Source organism: Krasilnikovia cinnamomea (genome assembly GCF_004217545.1).
Taxonomy (GTDB): Bacteria; Actinomycetota; Actinomycetes; order Mycobacteriales; family Micromonosporaceae; genus Actinoplanes; species Actinoplanes cinnamomeus.
The window spans coordinates 5,453,963-5,477,584 of record NZ_SHKY01000001.1; the positions used below are offsets into that span (position 1 = coordinate 5,453,963).

Genomic DNA, 23,622 nt, shown 5'->3' on the forward strand with positions numbered 1-23,622 from the left:
GCCGCCGAGGCGGCCCAGCCTCGGGGAATGGCCTCCGGGGAACTGTCACACCCCGGCGGCACAATGGCCGACGTGCTGGTCGCGGTGGTGCCGGGTCCCGCCGGCGGGGAGCCCGCCGGCGCTGCGGCGTTCGGCGGGCTGCTCCAGCCGCTGGGGCCCGACGGCGCCCCGTCGGCCGCCCCCGAGGCGGTGGCGGATCTGCCCGCCGCGATCCGGGCCCGCGAGGCCGCCGGTCCGGTCCGCTGGGTCTGGCCCGCGACCGCGGACGTCTACCCCGCCCTGCTGCGCGCCGGGGTTCGGGTGGCCCGGTGCCACGACGTCGAGCTTTCCGAGGCCCTGCTGCTGGGCTATGCGGGCCGGTGGGGTGAGCCACGCGCGCTGGCGGCCGCCTGGGCCCGGCTGACCGGGGGCCCGGTGCCCGCCGACCCGCCGCCGCGCCCGCCCGAGCCGCCCGGCCAGACCCAGGGCACGCTGTTCGAGACCGCCACCGGCCCGCCGGCCGCCGCCGCGCCCGAGCGGCTCCGGGCCCTCACCGATGTGTATGCCGACCAGCACCGCCGGGCCGCCACCACGGACCATCCCGGCCGGTTCCGGCTGCTGCTGGCCGCCGAGTCCGCCGGGGCGCTGGTCGGCGCCGAAATGGGCCGGGTCGGCCTGCCGTGGCGCGCCGACCTCCACGACGACCTGCTGCGTGAGCTGCTGGGCGCGCCCCAGCCGGTCGGGCCGCCGCGCCGCCTCGCCGAGCTGGCCGCCGAGATCAACGACGCGTTCGGCGTGCACGGCCTGCACCCGGATTCCCCCGCCGAGGTGCTGCGCGCGTTCGCCCGCGCGGGCATCGACGTCCCGAACACCCGCGCCTGGGTGCTGCGCCGGGTGGAGCACCCGGCGGTCAAGCCGCTGCTGGAATTCAAGGAGCTGTACCGGATCTGGACAGCGCACGGCTGGGGCTGGCGCGACGCGTGGGTGCGCGACGGCCGGTTCCGCCCGGAGTACGTACCGGGCGGCGTCGTCTCGGGCCGGTGGGCCACCCGTGGCGGAGGCGCCCTGCAGATCCCCAAGGTGGTGCGCCGGGCCGTCGTCGCCGACCCCGGCTGGCGGTTCGTCGTCGCCGACGCCGGTCAGCTGGAGCCGCGGGTGCTGGCCGCCGTGTCCGGCGACGCCCGGCTCGCCGCGGCCGCCGGCGCCGGTGACCTGTACGCGGCGCTGGCCGCCGACGCGTTCGGCGGCGACCGGGCCCGCGCCAAACTGGCCCTGCTCGGCGCCATGTACGGCCAGACCGGCGGCGCCGCGGTGCCCGCCCTCGCGGTGCTGCGCCAGCGCTACCCCACCGCCTTCGAGTACGTGGAGGCCGCCGCCCGCACCGGCGAGGCCGGGGGACTGGTCCGCTCGTGGCTGGGACGCACCTGCCCGCCCGCCGCCACGGCCTGGCGCGACGCCGGTCTGGAGCCACCCGAGGAACTGGGCTCGGCCGAGTCCCCGCAGGGCGGCGCGTCCGGGCGGGCCCGGGGCCGGTTCACCCGCAACTTCGTCATCCAGGCCACGGCCGCCGAGTGGGCCCTCGTGCTGCTGGCCACGCTGCGCGCCGCGCTCGCGGACACCCGCGCCGAGCTGGTCTTCTTCGTGCACGACGAGGTGGTGGTGCACTGCCCCGCCGAGGAGGCCGACCGGGTCGTCGCGGCGGTGGGGGCGGGCGCGGCCGAGGCCGGGCGGCTGCTGTTCGGGGAGAGCGCGGTGCGTTTCCCGCTCGACGTGTCCGTTGTGGACTGCTACGCCGACGCCGCCTGATGAGCTGACCGGTCGCGGCCGGCACGGGGCCCGGCCGCGACCGGTCAGGGGATCAGTTGTCCTGGGTGGCGGTGAGGGTGATGAGCCGGGTCGCCTGGTCCTTCAGGCTGGCCGCGGCGGCGAGGACGGTCTCGGCGGCCTCGGCCGAGGACTGGACCGCGTCCGCGACGGCCTGCATGCCGCCGGTCATCTCGGAGCTGGTCGCGCTCTGTTCCTCGACCGCCCCGGCGATCATGCCCTGCTGCTCAGCCACGGCGTCGATCAGTTCGACGATCCCGGAGATCCCCTCGGCGGCTTCGGTGCTCTCCGCCTGGATGCCCTCGATGATCTCGGAGATCTGCCCGGTGGCCTCGGCGGTCCGCGCGGCCAGATCCTTGACCTCACCGGCGACGACCGCGAAGCCCTTGCCCAGCTCGCCGGCGCGTGCTGCCTCGATGGTGGCGTTGAGGGCCAGCAGGTTCGTCTGCTCGGCGATCTCGGTGATCAGCTTGGTGACGCTGCCGATGCGCTGGCTCGACTCCTGCAGCTGACCCATCCGGCGGGTGGCGTCCCGCGCCGCCTGTACGGCGGCCGTGGTGCTGGTCGAGGCGCTGTTCACGCCGCGCGAGATCTCCTTGATGCTCTCGGTCAGCTCGGCCGAGCCCTGCGAGACGCCTTCGGCCTGCTCGGAGCTGCGCCGCGCGTTGCCCACCAGTTCCTGCCCGGCTTCGGCCAGCGACGTGCTGGCCGTGGAGAGCTCCTGGGCCAGTTCCTTCGCGAGCGCCTGGGCGCGGGCCTGCTCGGTGGTGTCGGTGTAGGTCACCAGGAAGCCGCCCGCGAACCGGTCATAGATCGCGGTTCCCTGTACGAGCGCTCCGGGCTCGGCGGGGTTGACGTACGGGACCGAGTCGATCTTCGGCACGACTCTCTTGAGGATCGTCTGGAGCTCCTCCACCGCCCGCGGGCCCGACCGCTCGAGGAGAAGCGCGACAGCCCGCCCCGCCGCCTTGTTCCGGTAGAGGATCTGACCGGAGTGATCCGTGATGACCAGTGAGGCGGGCGCGTTGTCGAACGCCTCGTACAACGAGTCACCGAACTGGGCGAGCGGATGCGCCTTCGCGCCGCTCACCGACCGCCACCACTTGCGCATACCGACTCCGAATCCTCCGACTGTTCCTGAGTGACAGTCGGCGGCGCGGCGTCGAAGTTGAGGGGCCGGGCCCGATGTGGCGGGCCGAACAGCCGTCCGCTACCGCTCCCCGAGGGCGTTGTCGGCCCACGTGTCCAGGTCGAAGCGGTGCCACAGGTGCGGCGCGAACATGGCCGCCACCGCCAGCACGGACACCAGGGTGAACAGGGTGCGCAGCACGATCACCTCACCTGGGCCGCCCACCTTCACCGCCATCGCGTTGGGCACCCCGATCATGCGCCACATCCGGCGGCCCACCGGGATCGGCCACAGGATCGGCACCCCGTTCTTGGTGATCATGTCGCCGAGCAGGTGCACCACGCAGCCCACCCCGACGGCCATGCCCAGCAGGGGATAGCCCCGGTCACCCGGCAGGTTCAGCCAGGTGAACCACGCCATCGCGCCGGACAGCGCCGTGACGAGCAGCCATCCCGCCCGCTCCGCCCACTCGTCGAACAGCCCGCGCAGGGCGAGGCCCGCGGTGAAGAACACGATCGCCACCACGGCCCACTTGCCGAACCGTACGCACAGCTCCGTGGTGCCCCACCCCACCAGGGCCGCGAACGGCAGCGTGTGGGTGAACGTCCGGTGCCCGTTGTCCCGGCGCGGGTCCCTGCGCAGCTTGGTGGCCGTGTAGACGCCGAGCGAGACCTTCTCCACCACCTCCGCCACGAACAGCGAGAACACCCCGAAGGTCCGGGCCACCGTGGCGCCGCCCTGGTTGCGGGTGACCTTGCCGGACAGGTCCAGGTCGGGCAGCAGGGCCCCGCCCGCGCAGACCGTGGTGCCCACCGCCACCGCCAGCGGGGACTGGCCGTACCCGGCGAGGTGGTCCAGCGCCCAGCAACCGGCCAGCCAGGCCGCCGCCCCCGACAGCGCGTGCGAAGGACCCATCATGGTGGCCGTCCCCTCCCCGTGCGCCCGGTCCGCTGTGGCCGGTGCGAAACCTTGCCACCATGGCAGAGCGGAAAGGGGCGTTCAACGACCGCCACGTCCACGCCGGAGTGTCGATGATCACCGGTGGCCGGGGGCGTTCCACGGGGCGACGCCGTAGCGGTGGTGCGCGTAGCGGCGGTAGCGGGCGTGCCGGAACAGGCCGAGGAACAGCAACGCCAGCGGGATCGCGGGCCAGAACACGTGCGCGCCGGACAGCGCCCACAGTCCCAGCAGCGCGAACGCCAGCACGAACACGCCACCCGCGTGGCGGCGCACACCGCGCCGGGCGGCCGAGCGGGCCTGCGGCGTGTCCAGCAGGGCGGACCGGCCGCCGCCCGGCAGGTCCGTGGTCAGCCGGGTGAGTTCGTCGCGGTAGGTGGCCGCGTACGCGGCGGCGAGCCGCTCCTCGCCTTCCGCGAGGCTCAGTCGGCCCTCGCCCATGGCGGCGCGCAGGATCGTGGCGACCTGCTCGCGTTCGCTGTCGGAGGTCCGGAGCCGGTTCGGTCCGGACCAGGCGGCGTCGTCCTGCACGTTCACGATGACCTCCAGATTGGGGCGGGACACGACTCCAGGGTGGCCGGACCGGCAGTCTCGGCGCGTCGGCCCGGTGGAGCATCCGTACGCGCGTGCTCCGGCGCAGCCCAGCGCGCCGCCGTACGCCCCGGGGAGTACGCCGCCCGGCGTCGTACCCCGGTCGGCGCAGGCCCGGGGCCGCCGCCGCGTGGATGCCCGGGCGCCTGCCGGTGCCGTAGGTTCGAGACGTGCGCGACACTCCGGGACCCTGGCGCGGGCAGCGCCGGGCAGGGTTCGGCGCGGCGGTGATCGTCGCGCTCTGCTTCCACGTGTTCGGCGCCTGGAACCTGGCCGGCGCGGTGCCACCCCAGGGCGACCTCCTCGCGTACGTGCTGCTGCTGGCCGGGCCGCTGGCCCTGGCCTGGCGGCGGCGCGCCCCCATCACCGTGCTCGTGGTGGCCGCCGCCGCCGCGATCGGCTTCGCGGCCCTGACCGCCCCGCGCTGGACCTACGCGGTCGCGTCGCTGATCGCGCTGTTCAGCGCGGTCAAGGCGGGCCGGCGCGGGCCCGCGCTGGCCGTGGCGGCCGTGGGCTGGCTCGCCTGGGTGCTGGTCACCGGCCCGTTCGCGGCGCCCCTCGGGTTGGCCCCGGCCGCACGCACCGACGCGCGGGCCGCGCTGCTGGTCGCCGCCGGCCTGGTGGTGACCGTGCTGCTGGGCGGCGCGGCCAAGGCCCGCGCGGAGCATTTCGCCGAGATCATGAAGGTACGGGCTGAGCGCGCCCGCGCCCACGACGAGCAGGAGCGCCGCCAGGCGTCGGAGGAGCGGCTGCGCATCGCCCGCGAGCTGCACGACGTCCTCGGCCACCACCTGTCCCTGATCAACGTGCAGGCGGGGGTCGGCCTGCACCTCATGGACAGCCGCCCCGAACAGGCCCGAGAGGCGCTGTCGGCGATCAAGACGGCGAGCGCGGAAGCCCTGCGTGAGGTCCGGGCGGTGCTGGGGGTGCTGCGCCCCGAGGAGGAGGCGGCGCCCCGCCAGCCTGCGCTGGGCCTGGACCGGCTGGCCGAGCTGACCGCCGATGCGGGCCTGCCGGTCACCACCACGACCAGCGGCGAGCGGCGGGATCTGCCCGCCGAGGTGGACCGGGCCGCGTACCGGATCGTCCAGGAGGCGCTGACCAACGTGCGCCGCCACGCCGTGCCCGGTGCGACCGCGCGGGTCACCGTCGAGTACGCGGCCGACGAGCTGCGCCTGTCGGTACGCAACGACGGCGCGGCGGTCTCCGGTGGGGCGGCCGCGTCCGGGGCCGCCCGCGCGCCGGAGGGCAACGGCATCGTCGGGATGCGGGCCCGCGCCGAGGCGCTCGGCGGCACCCTGCGGGCCGGACCGGAGGGTGGCGGCGGGTTCGTGGTCGACGCGGCGCTGCCGACCGCCGCCGTGCCCGCGCGGGGTGGCGCATGATCTCGGTGCTGCTGGCCGACGACCAGGCCCTGGTCCGGGCGGGTTTCCGCGCGCTGCTCGACGCGGAACCCGACATCGAGGTGGTGGGGGAGGCCGGTGACGGCCTGGCCGCCGTGCGGCTGGCCGGGCAGACCCGCCCCGATGTGGTGCTCATGGACATCCGGATGCCCGGTGTCGACGGCCTGGAGGCGACCCGGCGGATCGTCGCCGACCCCACCCTCGCGGGCACGAGGGTGGTCATTCTGACCACCTTCGAGCTGGACGAGTACGTGTTCGAGGCGCTGCGCACCGGGGCGGCCGGGTTCCTGGTCAAGGACACCGAGCCGGTCGAGCTGCTGCGCGGCGTCCGGGCCGTCGCGGCCGGTGACGCGCTGCTGTCGCCCAGCGTGACCCGCCGGGTGATCGGGGAGTTCGCGGCCCCCACCGGTGCCCGTGGCCGCCCGGCGACCGTGCCGCAGGGCCTGGATCAGCTCACCGACCGGGAACGGGAGGTGCTGGTGCTGGTCGCCGAGGGCCTGTCCAACGACGAGATCGCGGCCCGGCTCGTGATCAGCCCCGCGACGGCCAAGACCCACGTGAGCCGGACGATGGTGAAGATGGGCGCCCGCGACCGCGCCCAGCTCGTGGTGCACGCGTACGAGGCCGGACTGATCCGGCCCGGCTGGCTGGCCTGAACCGCGGCGGATCGTCGTACCGGGCCGATAGCGTCGCGGCCATGCTCTTCGGAAAGCGCCGTGACCGCCCGCACGAGAGTCCCCTTCAGCTGCCCGACATCGCGCTCGACGGGGGCTGGTGGGCCTTCGCGCGGGCCCGGCACGAGCGCACGGGGCTGTGGCCGCTGCTGCTGCACGGCCTGTCCGAACGGGAACCGGACCGGCCGTGGCTCACCGGCGAGCTGCACCCGGGCCGGTCCGGCGGGACACCCTCCGACCATGACCCGGAGGCGTTGCTGGCCCGGTGGTGGGCGGCGGGCGAGCCCGAGCCGGAGGAGGACGAGGAGGGCCTGCTCGACATCGTCGCCCCGTTCCTGAACGGCTGGCCCGGCCGCGCCGACGCGGGTGTTCCGCGGGCCGACCCGGACGAGCTGGGCGGTGCGGAGTTCCGTTCGCTGCTCGCGGCCGACTGGATCCACGGATCGCGGCCCGGGCTGGTGCCGGCTGGGCGGGGCGCCGATGTGCCCACGGTTCTCGGCTGGGCCGGCCCGACCAACCACGACAGCGACATCAGCAGGGTCTCCGCCGTGCTCCGGGACTGGGAGGACCGCTTCGGGACGCGGCTGATCGGGCTCGGCTTCGACACCATGTATCTGAGCGTCGCCGCGCCGCCGGTCGAGCGGGACCACGCGCTGCGGGTGGCCGCCGAGCACTTCGCGCTCGCCCCCGACAACATCACCCAGGGCACCGGGTCGCTGGCGGAGTACGCCGGGGATCTGATGGAAAGCACGCGGTGGTCCTTCTGGTGGGACTGAGCGCGGCGGCCCCGGGAGAATGCCGAGAAAGGCAGCTTGTCGGCAGCTGGTAGCCTGCGCCGCATGTCGGACCTATCGAAGCCGGTCGACGAGGGCGGTGCGCCGCGGCTCGTGGTCTCATCCTTTGTGCTGTGGGCCGGCGCAGCGGTCTTTCTCGCCTGCAGCGCGTTCCTTCTCCACACGCTGGTGCTCGAGGAACGCCACATCCCGTACACCGACTATTCGACGCGGATCGAGGACGCCGGCATCATCGGCGCACCCGCCCTGGTCGGCCTGCTCCTTGCCGTGACGGCGGCGAAGCGTCTGCGGCGCCGGTAATTCGCTCGTGTGTGTCACCGCTGCGGGCAATGATGCGGCGGTGACGAATGCTCCGGACGGATTCACCTATCGCCTGCGCAAGAACGGCGATGTCGAAATGCTGCATCATGGCCGCCCGGCCGGTGTGCTGCGCGGTGCCACGGCGGCCCGCTTCCTGGTGGACGTGGAGAACGAGGACCCCCAGGAGCTGATGGCCCGCCTGACCGGAAACTACCGGCACGGCAACGAACGCACCGCGAAGAACCATCCCCGGAACCGGGGCCGGTGAGCGGGGGCCCCTTATCGGGTCGTCGCGGCCGTTTCCACGGGGATCCACAACTGCGCTTCGGCCTGCGCCGCGTCCGCCGACAGCCGGACGCGCAGGAGTTCGGGCCCCGGCCTGCTCTGGTACGGGTTGGACGGGAACCACTCGGTGAACACGTCCCGCCAGAGTCCCTGTAGGGCCTGCGGAAAGGCGCCGGAGCTGTCGAAGACGGCCCACGTGCCCGCCGCGACGTCGAGGCAGTCGAGGTCTTCCGGTGCGGCGCCGGTCGTGGCGACGCCGTGGTAGTAGTCCAGCTCGGTCCCCTCCGCGCGGCTCTCGTCGAGGTTGACGCTCGCGCTGATGATCCCGTCGGGCTCGGCGTCGGACAGCTCCTCGATCCGGCGCAGCGCCGGCTGCCCGATGCCGCGGATGAAGTCGGCGATCGCCGGGTTCACCCCCTCGTGCACGAGGGGTACGCGGGCCATCTTCCCGACCACCCGGAATCCGTCGCGCTGCACGATCCGGTACCGCATGCTGTTGCTCCCTTCGACGACGAGGCGGAACGACATCCGAGGCTGTGCGCGTAGCGCGGCGCCCTCGCGCCGGACCTGGCCCGGTCCGACGCCGTGCACCGCGCGGAACGCACGGGCGAAGGCTTCGGCGGAGCCGTACCCGTAGCGCACCGCGATGTCGAGCAGCGTCGCGCGACCCGACAGCACCTCCGCGCCCGCGACGGTCATCCGGCGTCGCCGGATGTACTCCGACAGCGGCATCCCGGCCAGCGCCGAGAACATCCGGCGCAGGTGGTACTCCGACGTCACCGCGATCCGCGCGAGTTCGGCGGGGTCGATGGTGGCGTCGAGGCGCTGCTCGATGTGGTCCAGGGCCGCGTTCAGCCGTTCCAGCACCTCGGCTCCTTCCTGCTTGCGTGCACCACGCTAGGCGGCACGCCCGGGCGGGACCCGACATCCTGAGCCCGGTTCGGTCGGGGCAGGGCCGAAGCGCCTGGGTCCGCTATCGCATGAGAAAAACCGATTGTCGCCTAACGCCGTACTTACGCCTTTTACTGTTCCGGCGTCGGGGTGACGAGGCCAGGAGGTTGTGCGGATGCTGCCCACGGTCCGGTGGGGCTGGCGAGCGATCGCGCCCGTCGTGGCGATGACGGCCGCGATGCTGCCCGCCATCGCCCTGCGGCCCGCGCCGGCCGAGGCGGCCTCAGCCGGCACCTGGAACGGCTCGCGGGCCGAGCTCTTCCTCATCGACGTCGTCACCCCGGCGATCGCGCCGGGCGGCGGCTCCCGCCCGGTCACCGCCACCCTGGTCAACCACGGCCCGAGCAACGCGACCAGCATCCGGTTCCGGTACACCGTGCCCACCGGTCTGACCTATTCCGGCGCCAGTGTGGGAGGGGGCTCCTGCACGTTCAACGCCCCGACGGTGAGCTGTACGGTCGCGAGTCTCGCCAACGGCGCGCGGGTGCCCGTGTCGGTGGAGCTGGCCGCGCCCGGTGGCACGCCGGTCGGCGCCAAGGCCGGCGCGTTCAGCGCGGTCACCGCGGACCAGTTCACGCCCGCGGGCGGGAACCTGCTGCTGCGCCTGCGCGACCCGCACTGGATCGGCAACGACGAGGACAACCTGATCTCGCCGCTGTGGCCGCCGTCGGATCCCTACACGGGGGCGCCGCCGCGATGCCGGGACTTCACCGACTACTTCGGCGTCTTCCACCCGTGCTCGGCGACCGTCACCACCACAACCGTCCTTTCGGACACCGCCAACCACTGGTGCGAGCTCACATCGGAGATCAGGAACTGCATCCGGACCTGGGAGCTCGTGGGGACCTACTACGCGACGGCGACCGGGACCGTGAATCTGTGCATGACCAAGGCCGACGACGGCGCGTACGTGAACTGGTCTTCCGCCTACGACCCCGCCGTCGGCGCCGGGCCCAGCGGGCCCTACCACAACGTCGCCGAGACGCCATCCTGGTCGCCGACCTGGAACACCGGCGGCTGGTCGGTGACCGCCGGGCGGGCGTACCGGTTCAGCATCCGGATCGCCAACCGCGACCGGGTGACCGGCGGGTTCACCTACGGTGCGGGTGGCTTCGCCAGCGTCGGGTTGTCCACCGTGAACGGTGGCGCGGCCACCTGCCGGTTCCAGAACTTCGCGCCGCCGCAGCCGGCGAACGTGACGGTGTCGGCGAACGCGGCCAGCGTGCGCCTGTCCACCGAACTGGGTACGGCGCGGGCCGAGCAGCCGGACCAGTTCACGGTGCAGATCCGGGACGGCGGCGGGGTGGTCAACTCGACCGTGGCCAGCACCACGGCCGGCTCGGGCAGCACGGTCACCCCGGGGTCCGGCACGACCGGGTCGACCGATGTGACACCGGGCGGCGGCTACAGCCTGACGGAGGTGGGCGCGGGCGCCACCGACTTGTCCCGGTACGACACGTCGATCTCCTGCACCAACTCGAACGCCGGGTCACCGACGGTGCTGCCGGGCGGGACGGTCGACCTCAACGCGCCGCCGACACTCACCCCGGCCGCCGGGGACGCGATCGACTGCGTGCTGACCAACACCGTGCGTCCCCGGCTCACCATCGTGGCCACCACCGCGATCCTGGACGGGACGTTCGGGTACACCGTCAGCGGCGGGCCGACCCCGGCCAACCCGTCGATCACCACCGCCGGACGCACGGGCTCGCTCGTCCTGGACGGCACCCAGGTCGGCCAGCAGGTCGACGTGGTCGCCGATCCGGTGACCGGGTGGCGGATCAGCAGCAGCGTGTGCACGAACGCGAACAACGGCACGACCGTGGCGCTGCCGTACACCCTGCAGACCGGCGACGACATCGTCTGCACGTTCGTCAACCGGCCGATCGCCGCGGTCTACCAGCCGTGCCCGGCCAGCAACCTGGTCCGCAACGGCACCTTCGGCACCGGCCTGACCTCGTGGAGCGCCGGGGGCGGGTGGACGGCGGCCGGGGGCCGGGCCGTAAACACCGACCCGGCCGCGACGTTCGCGACCGGCCAGCTCCGCCAGACCGTCTACGGCGTGACCCCCGGCGCAGGGCTCGCGGTCGACGTCATCCCGGCCGACGGCGCGGGCGGAAACGGCGGCAACCAGGCCGCACTGCAGATCGTGTACGACGGAACCGTGTACGCCACGATCACCAGCACGGCGGCCGCCGCCGGGTTCGGCGGCAACGCCATCGTGGCCGGGGCCAACGGCGCCACGGTGTCCCCGGCGACCATCCCGATGGCCGGGGGCGGCACGGTCACGCTCACCCTTCCCGGCGGGGTGCCCAGGACCGGCGAGCTGCGATTCCAGATGGCCGTCACCGGCGCCGGCGACACCAACAACGCGGCCGACAGCTTCGGGGTGGACAACGTCCAGCTCCACGCGGCGGCGATCTGCCTGCAGGTCGAGTCGGTCGGCGGCCACGGCACCTTCGCGTTCACCACCACCAACATCGACACCGCCCCGGCGACCCCGGCCACCGAGCCCGGGTTCACCGTGACCACGACCGCGGGCAGCAACCCGGCCACGGTCAACCCCGACTTCACCGCCGCCCCGCAGTTGTCCGTGCTCACCCCCGGCACCGACGTCACGTTCGCGCAGAGCGGGCCGGTGGGCTGGCAACCGGACACGATCACCTGCCAGAACGCCGCCACCGGCGCGGATGTCCCGGCCGGCATCGCGGCGGGCACGGTCACCGTCGACGGCGCGACGATCGCCGGGCAGACCATCGTCAACTGCTACCTGACCGAGCAGCTCCTGCTGCCCACGGTCACGCTGGTGACCACGACCATCTCGCGCGACGCCACCTTCGGGTACACGGTGACCGGCGGGCCCACCCCGGCGACGCCCTCGATCACGACATCACATCAGGTCGGCACCCGTACGCTGGGCAACACCCAGATCGGTCAGGTCCTCGGCATCACCGCGAACCCGGTCTCCGGATGGCGGGTCAGCACCCGGGTCTGCGTCGAGGCGCGCACCGGTGCGTTGGTCGCGCTGCCGTACACGCTGCAGGCCGGCGACGATCTGGTCTGCACGTTCACGAACCGGCCCGTCGCACCCGCCGGACAGCCGTGCCCCATCACGAACCTGATCCGCAACGACACGTTCGGCAGCGGGCTCACCGCCTGGGACCACAGTGGATCGTGGGTGGTGGCCGGTGGGCGGGCGACCAACCCGGACCCGGCGGCGACGTTCGCGACCGACCGGCTCGCGCAGACCGTCAGCGGCGTCGCCCCGCGCGGAGCCATCGCGGTCGACGTCGTGCCCCGCGACATCGGCGCAGGCGACCAGGCCCGGCTGGAGATCTCCTACGGAGGCACCCGCTACGCCACGGTCGCCACGTCCCCGGCCGATGCCGTCGGCGGCAACGCCACGGTCACCGAAGCCAACGGCGCCACCGTCTCCGACCTCGCACTGCCGATGAACCAGTCCCGCACCCTGGTCGTCTACCTGCCACCCGCAGGCGTGCCCAAGTCGGGCGCCCTGGAGTTCCGGTTCGAGGGCGCTAACACCGGCGCCAGCACCGCCGACACCGTCCTGCTCGACGAGGTGCGGGTCCTCACCACCGCGATCTGCCTGCAGGTGCGCTCACACGGTGGCGTCAGCACCTTCCGCTACACCACCGGCAACGTCGACACCGATCCGACCGTTGCCGCCGACGTACCCGTCTTCACCGTGACCACCACCGCCGGGCGGAATCCCGCGACGGTCAACCCCGACTTCACGGCCGGGGGAACCCAGCTGCTCGTACCCACCCCCGACCTGGACGTCAGCTTCACCCAGACCGGCCCGGTCGGCTGGAAATTCACCCAGCTGACGTGCCGGGACGCCTTCACCCAGGCGCCGGTGCCGGTCACCTTCACCGGCTCCACCGCCACCATCGCCGGGGCCGGGGTCGCGGCCTACACCATCGTCAACTGCCTCATCACCGACCGGACCCACCGGTACGCGGTGACGAAGACCGCGAACCGGTCCGCGGCGCTGCCCGGACAACTGGTCACCTTCACCGTGACGATCACCAACACCGGCGCCACGGCCTATCCCGACGCGTCCTTCCGCGACGATCTGTCCGGTGTGCTCGATGACGCCACCCTCGTGTCTCTACACGCCACCCGTGGGTCCACGGTCGTTCGCACGCCCTACCTGACCTGGAACGGCGACCTGCCGGTGGGCGCCGAGGCGGTTGTCACGTACACCATGCGGGTCCAGGACGTTCCCGCGGGCGACCGCCGGCTGGACAACACGGTGACCGTCGACGCGCCCGGCGCGCACTGCGTGACCCAGGGCGCCCGCTGCCGCGCCGTGACCGCCGTGGCGCCCGGGAGGCCGGGCACCGGCGTTCCGGTCACCGGCCCGGCGGCGGCACCGGCCGGGTACCTCGCCGTGGCGATGATCGTCCTGGGTGTGTTCCTTCGCCGGGCGACCCGGCGGCGTCCTGGTCGCTGACCGGGCGCCGGGTTCGCCATCACTCCGTACGCACTGACGCGACAACCCTCCTCATAGGACGGTCGGCCACGGGCTGATCGGCTGAGCGCTGCTGACCGTTCGAAGCGCTGCGCGGACCGAAAGTATGAGTCGCAACCGGTAGGCAACCTTCGCGGACCCGGGTGCGCACCGCACGACCCCGAATCTTCTTCATGTGACCGGCTGACGTGGGCCGGACCAAACGGGGGAGATTCACTGTGGGCCGCAAGGTGAACAAGGTCGTGACCCTGCTCGGTGCGATGCTGGCCGGGACCACCGCCGTCATCGGCGCGGCCGGTGCCGCGCACGCCACCCCCGCCTCCTCGGCGAAGCCGAAGAAGGAGCAGCCGCAGTGCGTCACCGACGCCAAGCTCGTCCCCTCGTGTGGGGTGCTGTGGGGCGCCGCCGCGGGTGGGTTCACCTCGGCGCCGCGTGACGCGGAGTTGAAGAAGTGGGAGAAGCTGTCCGGCCGGACCGCGTCGATCTTCCACACCTACCACAAGGGTGACGAGGTCTTCCCGACCAAGAGCGAGATCGCCATGACCTCGGATCCGGCCAAGCCGCGGGTGCTGCTGGTCAACTGGAAGATCGCCTACGGCTCCACCTGGGCCAAGGTCGCCAAGGGCGAGCAGGACGCCCGGATCGACAAGTTCGCCCAGCGGGTGAAGAGCACCTACGGCGACAAGAAGTTCTTCCTGGTGCTCAACCACGAGCCGGAGAACGACGTGAACCCGCGCAAGGGTTCCGGGATGGAGGCCAAGGACTTCGCCGCCATGTACCGGCACACCATCGCGCGCCTGGAAGCGAAGGGTGTGGACAACGCGATCAACGTGATGGCGTACATGGGTAACGAGAAGTGGATGGCGCAGTCCTGGTGGAACGACCTGTACCCGGGCGACGACGTGGTGGACTGGATCGGCCTGGACTCGTACGTGTCCGCGGAGAAGGGGTACTACCACTACGGCCAGTTCGCCGACCTGCTTGACCGTAAGGCCAAGGGCGGCAAGGGTCAGGGTGGTCTGGGCTGGTACGACTGGGCGGTCAAGAACCACCCGTCGAAGCCGATCATGATCGCTGAGTGGGGTGTGTACCACCGCATCGGCAAGCCGGTCGACAAGACCGCCGGCTACAACAGCGTGTTGCCGGAGCTGGCCAAGCGGCCCGGGATCAAGGCGATCGTGTACTTCGACACCAAGCACGACGACGAGGGCAACCGCGACATCAGCATCGACTCCACCAAGAAGAACCTGGCCGCGTTCCGGACGCTGGCCGCGAACCCCATCTTCAACGTGAAGATCGCCTGACCCAGGAGCACACAGCAACCCCACGAGCCGCCCGGCACCAGCCGGGCGGCTCGTGCCGTGACCGCCGGGGTGCGTTCCCCTGCGGTGTCCTGGGTCCCGGACCGCCCCGGTGGCCGGTCGGACCAGCCCGGTGGGCCGCCTCGTTAAGCGCCACTGGCCGAAAGTATGAGCTGCAACTGGTAGGCAACCCGCGCGGACCCGGGCACGCACCGCACGACCCCGAATCTTCTTCATGTGACCGGCTGACATGGGCCGGACCAAACCGGGGGAGATTCACTGTGGGTCGCAAGACGATGCGCAAGGTCGCGACGATGGTCGGCGTGCTGCTCGCCGGTGCCGGTGCCTCGCTGGTCACCCTGACGGTGACCGCCGCACCCGCCCAGGCCGCCACCGTCACCACGTCCACCCTGCAGTCGCAACTGGTGACCTACACCAACAACACCCGCGTCCGGGCCGGCTGCAAGCCCATCCGCGTCGACAGCCGCCTCCTGCTGGCCTCCCGCGGCCACAGCGCCTACCAGGCCCGCACCCGCAAGATGAGCCACATCGGCGCCAACGGCTCCTCGTTCGTCACCCGCGCCCGCACCGCCGGCTACGCCTACCCGATGAGCGAGAACGTCGCCTACGGCTACACCACCGCCTCCGCCACCATGAAGGCATGGATGGCCAGCCCCGGCCACCGAGCCAACATTGTGGACTGCCGCGCCAAGGCCATGGCCGTCGGCGTCGTCTACGCCAGCAACGGCACCCCGTACTACACCCAGATGTTCGGCTGGACCTGATCCCCACCCCACCCACACACCCCAACGGCCCGGCCGGCACGCGACAGCGCGCCGGCCGGGCCGCTTTCTCGCACCGGAATCAGGCGCCGGTCGGGGGCATGCCGCAGGCTGGATCCGGTCGGTCAGGCGAGCCTGCGGACGCGCAGCGACTCCGCCACGGACCAGGCCTGGAACGGGCAGCCCGTGGCGGCGTGCGGGGCGTCGCCGTCGGCGGTCTCCGAGACCGAGCCGAGGCCGTACTCGCCCAGGTGGCCGTCGGCGTCGGAGAGGGTCTGCTCGGCCGACACGCCCAGCCGCCGCCACGCGGCCACGTACGGGCCGGTCAGCCACGGCCACACTGTCCCGGTGTGGTAGGCGGTGTCCCGTTCCGCCGCGGTGCCGCGGTGCCGGCCCCGGTAGCCCGGTTCCGTGGGGGCCATGCTGCGGGGACCCAGCGGGGTCATCAGGGCGCGGCCGATCGCCTGCAGCGCGGCCGGTTCGGGGCGCAGCGGGGCGTACGGCAGCGACCAGGCCAGCAGCTGGTTCGGGCGCAGCGTGTCGTCGTCGCCGTCCGGGCCGTCGACCACGTCGTAGAGCAGGCCGCCGGGGGCGGGGAAGCGGCGGGCGAACCCGGCCAGGGCCGCCGGGTGGGCGCGGTCGGCCGCCCCGGCGTGCGTGTGCGCCTGCCAGGCCAGCTTGATCACCGTGGCCAGCCCGTTGACCCACAGCGCGTTCACCTCGACCGGCTTGCCGATGCGTGGGGTCACCGGCACCCCGTCCACCCGCGCGTCCATCCAGGTGAGCGCCTCGCCCGGGACGCCCTGGGTGAGCAGCCCGTCGGCCGGGTCGGCGCGGATGCCGTACCGGGTGCCGGTCAGGTGGGCGTCGACGACGCCGCGCAGGGCGGGCAGCAGCTCGGCCGCGAGGTCGGTGTCGCCGGTCGCGGCCACGTGCCGGCCGACCGCGTGCAGGAACCACAGGGTGCCGTCCACCGTGTTGTACTCGACCGTACCGGTGTCCGCGGTGTTGGCCAGCATCCCCTGCGAGAGCGTGGCGGCGTAGCCGCGCAGCAGCTCACGGCCCACGTCGGCGCGGCCCGTGGACAGGAACAGCCCCTCGTACGACAGCATCGTGTCGCGCGACCAGGCGCCGAACCACGGGTACCCGGCGACCACGTCGGGGCCGTCCGGCGTGCGCACCACGAACGCGTCCGCCGCCAGCGCGAGCGTCGCCTGCGACTCGTCGGCGGGGGCGGCCGCGGCCACCACGGCCCGGCTGCGTTCCCGGGCGGCGGCCACCACGATCGTGGCCGGTGGCGGCACCTCGGCCAGGTCGCCGGCCCACGCGGACACCTCGGCGGTGTCGCCGGGCCGGCGCAGCTCGGCGTGGCACGCACCCGCGTACCAGAGATCCTCGGTGGCGGTGAAGCCGCGCGCGGCCTCCTCGCGGTAGTGCACGTCGCGGTACCACTGCCCGGCGGCCCGGAAGTCCGGGCCGCGCAGCCGGAACGCGTCGGCGACGACGCAGCCGCCCTCGGCCTCGGCCACCACCGGCGGCGGGCCGTCGGCCGCCGTCCGACCGGCGTGTCCGTCACGCCACGTGACCAGGGCTTCCAGGCGTAGGCTGACCGGGCCGCCGGTGAGCAGGCGGTGCACCACCGCCAGGCTGGGGCTGCCGTGGGACATGGCCAGTTCCCGTTCGAGCACCACGTCGCCGATCCGCCACCGCCACCGGGGTACGCCGTCGACCAGGTCGAACCGGGCCATCAGCTCGTGGCCGCGCGGCGCGATCGCCCCGTCGGCCCATTCGTGGGTGCCCAGCCGCACGAGCGCACCGGAGGGCATGGTGATCACCGCGTCCAGCGCGGCCAGGCCCAGCCGGCGACTGGCGATCGGGCGCCCGGAGACCATGAGCAGGCCGTGGTAACGGCGGGTGCGCAGCCCGCCGACCGTGCCCATGGCATAGCCGCCGCAGCCGTCGGGTACCAACCACTCGCGGACCGAGGACTCCTCGATGCGGCCGCAGACCTGCGGGCCGAAGGCGATGGGCCGCACCCGGGCACCCTCCTCGCGCTTGAACGGGGCGTGTCCCTCGCCCGTAACACATGCCGGTAACAATCACAGTGTGGTCGACCGAGGTTCATGATCGAACCATGGGGGTGAGCAACGGCGTGGCGGAACGGGTACGGCTGGCGCAGGCGGACTCGGGGGAGCAGCCCTGGCGGGCATGGGGACCGTACCTGGCCGAGCGCGCCTGGGGCACGGTCCGGGAGGACTACAGCGAGCACGGCACGGCGTGGGACTACTTCCCCCACGATCACGCCCGGTCCCGGACATACCGGTGGAACGAGGACGGGATGGCCGGGGTCTGCGACGAGCGGCAGACGTTCTGCTTCGCCCTGGCGCTGTGGAACGAGCAGGACCCCATCCTCAAGGAGCGGATGTTCGGCCTCGGCGGCGACGGCGGCAACCACGGCGAGGACGCCAAGGAGTACTGGTGGTACCAGGACTCCACCCCCACCCACTCGTGGATGCGCTGGCGCTACCACTACCCGCAGGCCGCGTTCCCGTACGACGACCTGGTCCGGGTCAACGGGCAGCGCACCCGCGACGAGTCCGAGTACGAGCTGGTCGACACCGGCATCTTCGACGACGACCGGTTCTGGGCGGTCACCGTCGACTACGCCAAGGCCACCCCGACCGACATGTGCATCGTCGTCACCGTCGCCAACCGGGGCCCCGAGGCGGCCACCCTGCACGTGCTGCCGACGCTGTGGTTCCGCAACACCTGGTCGTGGGGGGCGGCGAACCGGCCCGTACCGCAGATCGAGGGGCGTCCCGGGCGGCTGCTCGGCACCCACCGGAGCCTGGGCCGGATAACCCTCGACGCCGAGGGCGCGCCGCCCGCCCTGATGTGCGACAACGAGACCAACGCGCAGCGCCTGTGGGCCCTGCCCGGCACCACCCTGTACCCGAAGGACGGCATCAACGACCACATCGTCGCGGGAGCCCCGACGGTCAACCCCGAGGGCACGGGCACGAAGGGCGCGCTGCACTACGTACTCAATCTGGGTCCGGGGGAGACCCGGCGGATCCGGCTGCGGCTCACCCAGAGCGACGAGCCGCCGCCGCCCGCCGACCTGGGCCGCGGCTTCGACGAAGTGCTGCGCATCCGCGAGGCCGAGGCGGACGAGTTCTTCGCCGACCTGATCCCCGCCGCCGCCTCCGCCGAGGAGGCCGCGGTCGCCCGGCAGGCGATCGCCGGGCTGATGTGGGGCAAGCAGTTCTACCACCTCGACGTCAAGCAGTGGCTGCGCGGCGACCCGGCCACCACCCCACCACCGCCGGGCCGCCGGTACGGGCGCAACCACGCCTGGTGGCACATGAACTCCTTCGACGTCATCTCCATGCCGGACCCGTGGGAGTACCCCTGGTACGCGGCGTGGGACCTGGCGTTCCACTGCGTCACCATCGCCCGCGTCGATCCGGGCTTCGCGAAAAGCCAGCTCCTGCTGTTGCTGCGCGAGTGGTACATGCACCCCAACGGGCAGATCCCCGCGTACGAGTGGGCGTTCTCCGACGTGAACCCGCCCGTGCACGCGTGGGCGGCGCTGCGGGTGTTCGAGATCGACGGCGGGAAGGACTTCGACTTCCTCGCCAAGGTCATGCACAAGCTGCTGCTGAACTTCACCTGGTGGGTCAACCGCAAGGACGTCGGCGGCAACAACGTGTTCGAGGGCGGCTTCCTGGGCCTGGACAACGTCGGCCCGTTCGACCGGTCGGCGGCGCTGCCCGTGGCCGGGGTGCTGGAGCAGTCCGACGGCACCGGCTGGATGGCCATGTACGCGCTGAACCTGCTCGACATGGCGATCCGGCTGGCACTGCACGACCAGGCGTACACCGACATGGCCACGAAGTTCTTCGAGCACTTCGCGTACATCGCCGAGGCGGCGTACCGGCAGGGGCTGTGGAACGACGAGGACTGCTTCTTCTACGACGTGCTGCGCCTGCCCGACGGGCACAAGCTGCCGCTGAAGGTTCGCTCGATCGTCGGGCTGCTGCCGCTGGCGGCCACCACCCGGCTCACCGCCTCCACTCTCAACCGCCTGCCCGCGCTGGGCGCGCGGCTGCGCTGGATGCAGACCAACCAGCCCGAGTACGGCGACGTCATCAGCGCCCGCCGGATCGGCGCCGACGGGCGCCAGCAGCGGCTGCTGTCCATGGTGGGCCAGGACCAGTTGCTGCGGATCCTGGCGCGGATGCTCGACCCGGAGGAGTTCCTGTCGGCGTACGGGCTGCGCACCCTGTCGCGGGCGCATCTGGAGAAGCCGTTCACGGTGTCGCTCGGCGGCTCCGACTTCACCGTCGGGTACGAGCCGGCCGAGAGCACCAGCGGCCTGTTCGGCGGCAACTCCAACTGGCGCGGCCCGGTGTGGATGCCGGTGAACTACCTGCTCGTCGAGGCGTTGCGGGAGTTCGCCGACTTCTACGGCGACCACCTGAAGGTCGAGTACCCGACCGGTTCCGGGGTCCAGGTCACGCTGACGGAGGTCGCCGACGACCTGTCGCGCCGCCTCGTGTCGCTGTTCGTGCCGGACTCGTGGGGCCGCCGCCCCCTGTACGGCGCCAACGAGCTGTTCCAGAACCATCCGGACTGGAAGGACCTGATCGTGTTCCCGGAGTACTTCCACGGTGACAACGGCGCCGGGCTGGGCGCCTGGCACCAGACCGGGTGGACGGCGCTGGTCGTGGACCTGATCCTGACCCTGCACCGGTAGCGCCGGGCGGGGCGTCAGGCGGCGATCTGGTCGCGGCCGTTGCGTTTGGCGTGGTAGAGGTTGGCGTCGGCGGTGCTGAGCAGTTGGTGGGCGGGCATGCCGGACTCGTGTGCGGCGATCCCCGCGCTGATGCTGACCCGCAGGCCGGGGGCGATGTCGTCGTAGGCGGTCGCGGCGATGGTGGCCCGGATGCGCTCGGCGACGTGGCGTGCGCCGTCGGGGTCGGTGTGGAGGAAGACGACGAACTCGTCGCCGGCATAGCGGACGGGGATGTCGTCGGCGCGGCAGTTCGCGCGCAGGGTGGCGGCGATCTCGCGCAGCACGGCGTCCCCGACGCCGTGCGAGTACGTGTCGTTGACGGACTTGAACCGGTCCACGTCGATGAAGAGCAACACGGTGGGCGCCGGCAGGTGGCCGTTGTCGAGTTCGTTCATGAGCTGGTCGAAGCGGCGGCGGTTACCCAGACCGGTGAGCGGGTCGTGCAGCAGGGCGGCCTCGGCGGCGCGGCGGGCCTGTTCGTGTTCCTCGCGGTGGCGGGCCTGGCGGAGCATGGCGACGCGTTGCAGGCGCAGCTGCCACAGCTGCCGGGCCTGCAGCTCGATCATGTGGCGCAGGTCGCGGCTGGGATGGTCGCCGACCTCGAGTACGGCCAGGCAGGCGAGTTCGTAGTCGACGATGAGGAATTCGCTGGAGGAGCCGCTGATCTGGAGGCTCTCGGCGGCGGCGACCAGTTCGCGGCGGGCGGCGACCAGGTCGCCGCGCGAGCGCAGCGCGATCCCCAGGGCCGCGTGAGCCGGCCACGCCACGTACGGGTCACCCGCGGCGCGCAGGGCCGCCACGATGCCGGCGGCGAGCTGCTCCGCCCGGTCCACCTCGCCCAGCTTGGCCAGGGCCAATGAGTGCAGCGCGACGAACGGTTGGGACTGGTGGCGTTCCTTGCAGGCCGCGCTCCACCGGCCGAAGATCGTGGCCGCCCGCTGCAGCCGGGGCCGCGCCTCCTCGTGCTCGCCGAGCTGGTCGAGTCGCAGGCCCCACTGCAGTAGCGTCTCGGCGTACACGAGGTCATGGTTGGCGGTCGTCTCGGTCCGGCCTTCCGACGCCCACCATTGCGACATCTGCTGGTACGTGGCGTGCGCAGTCTCGAACAGCTGCATGCTGGTGGCCGCGCAGATCACCGACGCCAGCGCCGCGACGTACCGGTCGTTGCGGATGGTGGTCTGCTCCAGCAGCAGGCCCGCCCGGGCCAGGTGGCGCATCGCGTCGCTGACCCGGTCCGCGCGCAGGTTGACGTCGGCCAGGTCGGCCAGCGTCTTGGCGACGGCGACCACGGAGCCGGTGGACTCGTGATGGTGCAGCAGTTGCTCACCGACGGGGATCGCGTCCGCGTACCGTCCCAGGTACATCAACGCGTACATGCGGCCCTGCAGGAGGAACCCGGCGGTCTTCGTGTCGCCGAAGGCGCGGGCGAACGGCTCGAAGACCTGCACGGCCTCCAGCGCCTGGTCGGCCCGGCCGCTCTGGGCCAGCAGATGGACCCGCTCGGCCAGTCCGTCGAGCGGCCCGTACGGGGTCACCGGCACCGGCAGCAAGGAGTTGGCCGCGCTGTCGCCCACACCCGCCTCCGAACCGTCAGGGGCGCGCGCGCCCGCGTGATGTCCTCTTCGACCCGGGGCCACCGGTCCTGAGGCGCGCCCCGGGCCGTCCCACGCGGCGGGAATCGCGGCGGACTGGCGTCAGGCGGCCACCTGGTCGCGGCCGTTGCGCTTGGCGAGGTAGAGATGGGCGTCGGCGGTGTCGACGAGTTCGTGGGCGGGCATGCCGGGCTCGTGCGCGGCGACGCCGACGCTGATGCTGACCCGCAGCCCCGGGGCGATGTCGTCGTAGACGGTCTGGGCGATGGTGGCGCGGATGCGCTCGGCGACGTGCCGCGCGCCCTCGACATCGGTACGCAGGAAGACCACGAACTCGTCGCCCGCGTAGCGGACCGCGATGTCGTCGGCGCGGCAGTTCACCCGCAGCGCCCCGGCGATCTCGCACAGGACGCGGTCACCGACACTGTGCGAATAGGTGTCGTTGATGGACTTGAACCGGTCCACGTCGATGAAGAGCAGCACGGTCGGCGCGGGCATGAGACCGGCGTCGAGATCGCCCAGCAGCTGGTCGAATCGGCGGCGGTTGCCCAGACCGGTGAGCGGATCGTGCAGCAGGGCGGCCTCGGCCTCGCGGCGGGCCTGCTCCTGTTCCTCGCGGTGGCGGGCCTGGCGGAGCATGGCGACGCGTTGCAGGCGCAGCTGCCACAGTTGCCGGGCCTGCAGCTCCATCATGTAGCGCAGGTCGTGGCTCGCGTGCTCGCCGATCTCGTCGATGGTGAGGCGGGCCAGTTCGTGACCGACGATGAGGCGTTCGCTGGGGGAGCCGGTGACCCGCAGCAGTTCGGCCGCGGCGGTGAACTCGCGCCGGGCGCCGACCACGTCGCCCTGGTCGCGCAGCGCGATACCCAGGGCCATGTGGGCGGGCCACGCCGTGTGCGGGTCGTCGTCACCGCGCAGCCGCACCACCACCCCGGCGGCGAGTTGCCGCGCCCGGGACAGCTCGCCCGTCTTCGCCAGCGCCAGCGAGTGCAGGGCGATGAACGGCCCGGCCGCGTCCGTGCTCTCGCAGGCCGTACACCAGCGCTGGAAGATGTCGGCGGCCGTGCGCAGCCGGGGCAGGGCCTCGACGTGGTCGCCGAGCTGGTCGAGCCGCAGCCCCCACTGCAGCAGCGTCTCGGCGTAGATCAGGTCATGGTTGGCCGTCGTCTCGGTCCGGCCCTCGGACGCCCACCACTGCGTCAGCTGCAGATAGGTGGCGTGCGCGGTCTCGAACAGTTCCATGCTGGTGGCCGCGCAGATCGCCGAGGACAGCGCCGCGACGTACCGGTCGTTGCGGATGGTGGTCTGCTCCAGCAGCAGTCCGGCCCGGGCCAGCTTGCGCATCGCCTCGCTGACCCGGTTCACGCGCAGGTTGAGGTCGGACAGGTCGGCCAGGGTCTTGGCGACGGCGACCGGGTTGCCGGAGGACTCGTTGTCGGCCAGCAGTTGCTCACCGACGGCGATCGCCTCCGGGATGCGGCCCAGATACAGGTACGCGTACATGCGGCCCTGTCGCAGGAACGCGGCGGTCTTCGTGTCGCCGAAGGCGCGGGCGTACGGCTCGAAGACCTCCAGGGCGTCCAGCGCCTCCGACGCCCGGCCGCTCTGGGCCATCAGATGGACCTGCTCGGCGAGGCCGTCCAGGGGGCCGTAGGCGGACACGGGCACCGGCAGGCGTGCCTCATCCGCCCCGTGCACCACTGCTGCCTCCGAAACCTCGTCGCGGCACCCGATCGCGGCGGCTGCCCCTGCGACATCTCTTCGACC

Annotated in this window: 17 protein-coding genes; 10 read left to right on the forward strand and 7 right to left on the reverse strand. The window is 72.6% G+C overall.

The features are described from left to right. Positions 1-42 precede the first annotated feature (42 nt). Entirely contained in the window at positions 43-1,785 is a 1,743-nt protein-coding gene (locus EV385_RS24975; RefSeq protein WP_165449719.1) for a bifunctional 3'-5' exonuclease/DNA polymerase, read from the forward strand. 52 nt (positions 1,786-1,837) lie between these two features. On the opposite strand, the gene EV385_RS24980 is transcribed toward EV385_RS24975, so the two are convergent. The 3 genes from EV385_RS24980 to EV385_RS24990 all read right to left on the reverse strand — a co-directional run bounded on the left by EV385_RS24980 (position 1,838) and on the right by EV385_RS24990 (position 4,453). Beyond that, on the reverse strand, positions 1,838-2,914 hold the full coding sequence (locus EV385_RS24980; protein WP_130511668.1) for a methyl-accepting chemotaxis protein: 1,077 nt from the start codon (positions 2,912-2,914) through the stop codon (positions 1,838-1,840). Between the two features lie 99 nt (positions 2,915-3,013). Continuing rightward, a complete protein-coding gene (locus tag EV385_RS24985; protein WP_130511669.1) occupies positions 3,014-3,850 on the reverse strand; it encodes a metal-dependent hydrolase in 837 nt (278 codons plus the stop codon). A gap of 117 nt (positions 3,851-3,967) precedes the next feature. After that, positions 3,968-4,453 (reverse strand): DUF1707 SHOCT-like domain-containing protein, encoded by a 486-nt coding sequence (locus tag EV385_RS24990; RefSeq protein ID WP_242625060.1) that lies wholly within the window; start codon positions 4,451-4,453, stop codon positions 3,968-3,970. A gap of 197 nt (positions 4,454-4,650) precedes the next feature. Between EV385_RS24990 and EV385_RS24995 the strand changes: the two genes are divergently transcribed. From EV385_RS24995 to EV385_RS25015, 5 genes are all read left to right on the forward strand, one after another. Then, positions 4,651-5,865, forward strand: coding sequence for a sensor histidine kinase (locus tag EV385_RS24995; RefSeq protein ID WP_130511670.1), 1,215 nt, complete (start codon positions 4,651-4,653; stop codon positions 5,863-5,865). Continuing rightward, positions 5,862-6,539: a response regulator gene (locus EV385_RS25000; protein ID WP_130511671.1), complete on the forward strand. Its 678-nt coding sequence runs from the start codon at positions 5,862-5,864 to the stop codon at positions 6,537-6,539. Before EV385_RS24995 ends, EV385_RS25000 begins: the two co-directional genes overlap by 4 nt. 41 nt (positions 6,540-6,580) lie before the next feature. After that, entirely contained in the window at positions 6,581-7,333 is a 753-nt protein-coding gene (locus EV385_RS25005; protein WP_130511672.1) for a DUF4253 domain-containing protein, read from the forward strand. A gap of 63 nt (positions 7,334-7,396) precedes the next feature. Next, positions 7,397-7,651: a hypothetical protein gene (locus tag EV385_RS25010; RefSeq protein WP_130511673.1), complete on the forward strand. Its 255-nt coding sequence runs from the start codon at positions 7,397-7,399 to the stop codon at positions 7,649-7,651. Positions 7,652-7,691: 40 nt separating this feature from the next. After that, entirely contained in the window at positions 7,692-7,919 is a 228-nt protein-coding gene (locus EV385_RS25015) for a hypothetical protein (protein WP_130511674.1), read from the forward strand. Between the two features lie 11 nt (positions 7,920-7,930). Here EV385_RS25015 and EV385_RS25020 read toward each other — a convergent pair whose 3' ends face one another. Beyond that, positions 7,931-8,803 carry an AraC family transcriptional regulator gene (locus EV385_RS25020; protein ID WP_130511675.1) on the reverse strand — a complete coding sequence of 291 codons (873 nt, stop codon included), beginning with the start codon at positions 8,801-8,803 and terminating at the stop codon, positions 7,931-7,933. Positions 8,804-9,002: 199 nt separating this feature from the next. Between EV385_RS25020 and EV385_RS25025 the strand changes: the two genes are divergently transcribed. The 3 genes from EV385_RS25025 to EV385_RS25035 all read left to right on the forward strand — a co-directional run bounded on the left by EV385_RS25025 (position 9,003) and on the right by EV385_RS25035 (position 15,468). Then, positions 9,003-13,364 (forward strand): prealbumin-like fold domain-containing protein, encoded by a 4,362-nt coding sequence (locus EV385_RS25025; protein WP_130511676.1) that lies wholly within the window; start codon positions 9,003-9,005, stop codon positions 13,362-13,364. A gap of 236 nt (positions 13,365-13,600) precedes the next feature. Continuing rightward, positions 13,601-14,686, forward strand: a complete 1,086-nt coding sequence (locus tag EV385_RS25030; protein ID WP_242625061.1) for a glycoside hydrolase family 26 protein — start codon at positions 13,601-13,603, stop codon at positions 14,684-14,686. A 278-nt stretch (positions 14,687-14,964) separates the two neighbouring features. Continuing rightward, on the forward strand, positions 14,965-15,468 hold the full coding sequence (locus tag EV385_RS25035; RefSeq protein ID WP_242624986.1) for a CAP domain-containing protein: 504 nt from the start codon (positions 14,965-14,967) through the stop codon (positions 15,466-15,468). A gap of 122 nt (positions 15,469-15,590) precedes the next feature. Here the strand turns inward: EV385_RS25035 and EV385_RS25040 are convergent, their stop codons facing one another. Next, complete coding sequence (locus tag EV385_RS25040) at positions 15,591-17,501, reverse strand: amylo-alpha-1,6-glucosidase (RefSeq protein ID WP_130511677.1); 1,911 nt, start codon at positions 17,499-17,501, stop codon at positions 15,591-15,593. A 98-nt stretch (positions 17,502-17,599) separates the two neighbouring features. On the opposite strand from EV385_RS25040, the gene EV385_RS25045 reads away from it, so the two are divergent. Then, positions 17,600-20,224: an MGH1-like glycoside hydrolase domain-containing protein gene (locus EV385_RS25045; RefSeq protein WP_207229920.1), complete on the forward strand. Its 2,625-nt coding sequence runs from the start codon at positions 17,600-17,602 to the stop codon at positions 20,222-20,224. Between the two features lie 14 nt (positions 20,225-20,238). Here the strand turns inward: EV385_RS25045 and EV385_RS25050 are convergent, their stop codons facing one another. Together EV385_RS25050 and EV385_RS25055 are read right to left on the reverse strand one after the other, a co-directional pair. After that, complete coding sequence (locus EV385_RS25050) at positions 20,239-21,837, reverse strand: GGDEF domain-containing protein (protein ID WP_130511679.1); 1,599 nt, start codon at positions 21,835-21,837, stop codon at positions 20,239-20,241. 120 nt (positions 21,838-21,957) lie between these two features. Next, complete coding sequence (locus EV385_RS25055) at positions 21,958-23,553, reverse strand: tetratricopeptide repeat-containing diguanylate cyclase (protein WP_130511680.1); 1,596 nt, start codon at positions 23,551-23,553, stop codon at positions 21,958-21,960. Positions 23,554-23,622: the final 69 nt, after the last annotated feature.